Below are 1,978 nucleotides of genomic sequence, written 5' to 3'. Positions count from 1 at the left end.
ACAAAAAATTATTTTTTTTCACTTTCAAGTTGCATAATTTTCAATTTTTTAGTGCCAACTTTTGGATCATAATCAAGCATTTTGACTGCATTTTTATTAATGTACATTTGCACTTTTCCATCATATTCAAAAGGTGTACTTGGATCTTCAATACTAGCAATAAGTAATGTAATTTTTGGCTTATAATCACTAGTGTGATTATGAAGAACAATACTGTCACCGACTTTAAAATTCAATTTGCAATTTGAGATCAATATTATTTGTCTATCAGAGACATTTTTGCTTATTCCGACTGAAACGTCTTGTCCGCCTTCAATATTGTCTTTTAGGCTTTCTGAAAGTCCTTTTACATAAGTATGAGTTTCTTCGACTTGCTTTATCAGTTTTTCTGTTCTTTCTGGAAAGCCAAAATATACCATTGCAATTGTAATTGCTGCGACAATTCCTTTTATAATTTCCCACCAATATTGTTTAAAGAAATTGCCCATACCATTCCTGCTTATTTAAAATTTGCAATATTCCCACTCTTTTTTGAGTGGGATTTTATTAAAAATATTACAGCACTTTCGCCATAATACGGTTAAGACGTGCAATAAACCCTGCGGTATCGGCAAGCGTTTCACCTTCATATAGTTTCGCCTGATCGAGCAACACATGCGCCGCATCGTCGATGAGGTTCATATCTGCGCTATCAGAGAGCTTTTTGATCAACTCATGGTTCGGGTTGATTTGTAGGATCGGTTTCGGAGCCGGGAAATCCCCGCCCATTTGCCCGAACTGTTTCATCATCTGCGCCATCATGTAGCCTCCCCCCTTTTCTCAAGTTAATGACTAAATTGAACTGTATACTCGTAGTATGTAGGAATAAAGTTATATCGTCTATCTTTGATCGTATACGATTTGTATCCATTCTTCGTTTTGTATGACTCAAGATCGCCTGCTAGTGATTGATCAGCAGTTTCTGGTCCTGCCAATCCACCTACATATACTTTGAATGTGTAGGTATCCTTTTGATTTTCTACTGAAGTTGGTTTTAGCCCGTAGTTGGCTGTTGTACATCCGGTAAAAACTGTGAAAGAAGTTACAAGTAATACTATAGCTGTGAAATTTTTAGATTTCATTTTTTCTCCATTTGTAATTTTTTAGTTTGCAGCATTCAGTTCTTTCATATCAGCAATGGCCTGTTCCTGCGTACTTGGTTGAATGGAAGAACCGATAAAAAAAGGATTTGCCAAAGGTCCGCTTACAAAATCATATTCATATAAAGCAATTTTAGCGGATTCGGATTGAATTTCTAAAGTGGAAGATTGTGCCATTGCTCCCGGAGAGACTTTAAGTACGTGTTTTCCTTGTGGAAGTTGTAGATGCAGATACGATGCGTTGTAAAGGTTGCCGACTTTATTTCCGTCAAGGTCTACCTCAAATTTGCTGCCAATGGCAAACAGTGCATTTTTACGATAAAGGTATATATCCCCTTGATCGTTTTTAGGAATCGTTAAACCGGAGAATTTTGGTCCGGGTGCACAAGCAGTAAAGAGAAATGCAATAGTGGCGAAAAAGACAACTTTCGAATATATAAACATAATATTTCCTTACTAATAATTTAATACAGTGATATTATCTTATTAAATATTATTAATTTCTTAATGTAAATTTGTTAATTTGTAATTTGTAATTTGTATATTTTGTTTATATTTACAATATAATTTAATACTTAGAACCGTTTCGGAGGCAGTAGTGCTGAGCGGAACGAGTGTTCTTGGATCGCGGTATGCTCTTTTGCTACTTTTCGGCTAAACAGAAAAGTAGAGAGTTGTTTTGAAATGTGGGGTGAGGGAAGGGGAATAGAAAAGTAAAGATTGAATACCTGACACCTAGCTTTTCATCTGTTTTGTTATGCCGATTGCGGTGTTTTGTCCAAAAGACGCATAAGTGTGCGTAGTGCTTCATTGACTGATTTGGAATCAGGGAATACTTT

Annotated in this window: 4 protein-coding genes; all 4 read right to left on the bottom strand. The window is 35.8% G+C overall.

Translation table 11 applies throughout. From position 1 onward, the window contains the following. Window positions 1-8: 8 nt before the first annotated feature. Window positions 9-488: a hypothetical protein gene (locus WA010_RS11980; RefSeq protein WP_422557347.1), complete on the bottom strand. Its 480-nt coding sequence runs from the start codon at window positions 486-488 to the stop codon at window positions 9-11. Window positions 489-555: 67 nt separating this feature from the next. After that, window positions 556-801, bottom strand: coding sequence for a hypothetical protein (locus tag WA010_RS11975; RefSeq protein WP_422557346.1), 246 nt, complete (start codon window positions 799-801; stop codon window positions 556-558). A 23-nt stretch (window positions 802-824) separates the two neighbouring features. Further along, on the bottom strand, window positions 825-1,121 hold the full coding sequence (locus WA010_RS11970) for a hypothetical protein (RefSeq protein ID WP_422557345.1): 297 nt from the start codon (window positions 1,119-1,121) through the stop codon (window positions 825-827). A 21-nt stretch (window positions 1,122-1,142) separates the two neighbouring features. Next, window positions 1,143-1,583 carry a DUF2846 domain-containing protein gene (locus tag WA010_RS11965; protein ID WP_422557344.1) on the bottom strand — a complete coding sequence of 147 codons (441 nt, stop codon included), beginning with the start codon at window positions 1,581-1,583 and terminating at the stop codon, window positions 1,143-1,145. Window positions 1,584-1,978 lie beyond the last annotated feature (395 nt).

Origin of the sequence: Sulfuricurvum sp. (assembly GCF_049305995.1) — a bacterium.
Lineage (GTDB): Bacteria > Campylobacterota > Campylobacteria > Campylobacterales > Sulfurimonadaceae > Sulfuricurvum.
The sequence above is the reverse complement of the archived record's forward strand: the minus strand, read 5'-3'. Positions and strand labels throughout refer to the sequence as shown.

What these genes read in the sequence shown, in the direction of transcription:
- WA010_RS11965 (WP_422557344.1), bottom strand. Translation starts at nt 1,583, where the DNA reads ATGTTTATATATTCGAAAGTTGTCTTTTTCGCCACTATTGCATTTCTC.
- WA010_RS11980 (WP_422557347.1), bottom strand. Translation starts at nt 488, where the DNA reads ATGGGCAATTTCTTTAAACAATATTGGTGGGAAATTATAAAAGGAATT.
- WA010_RS11975 (WP_422557346.1), bottom strand. Translation starts at nt 801, where the DNA reads ATGATGGCGCAGATGATGAAACAGTTCGGGCAAATGGGCGGGGATTTC.
- WA010_RS11970 (WP_422557345.1), bottom strand. Translation starts at nt 1,121, where the DNA reads ATGAAATCTAAAAATTTCACAGCTATAGTATTACTTGTAACTTCTTTC.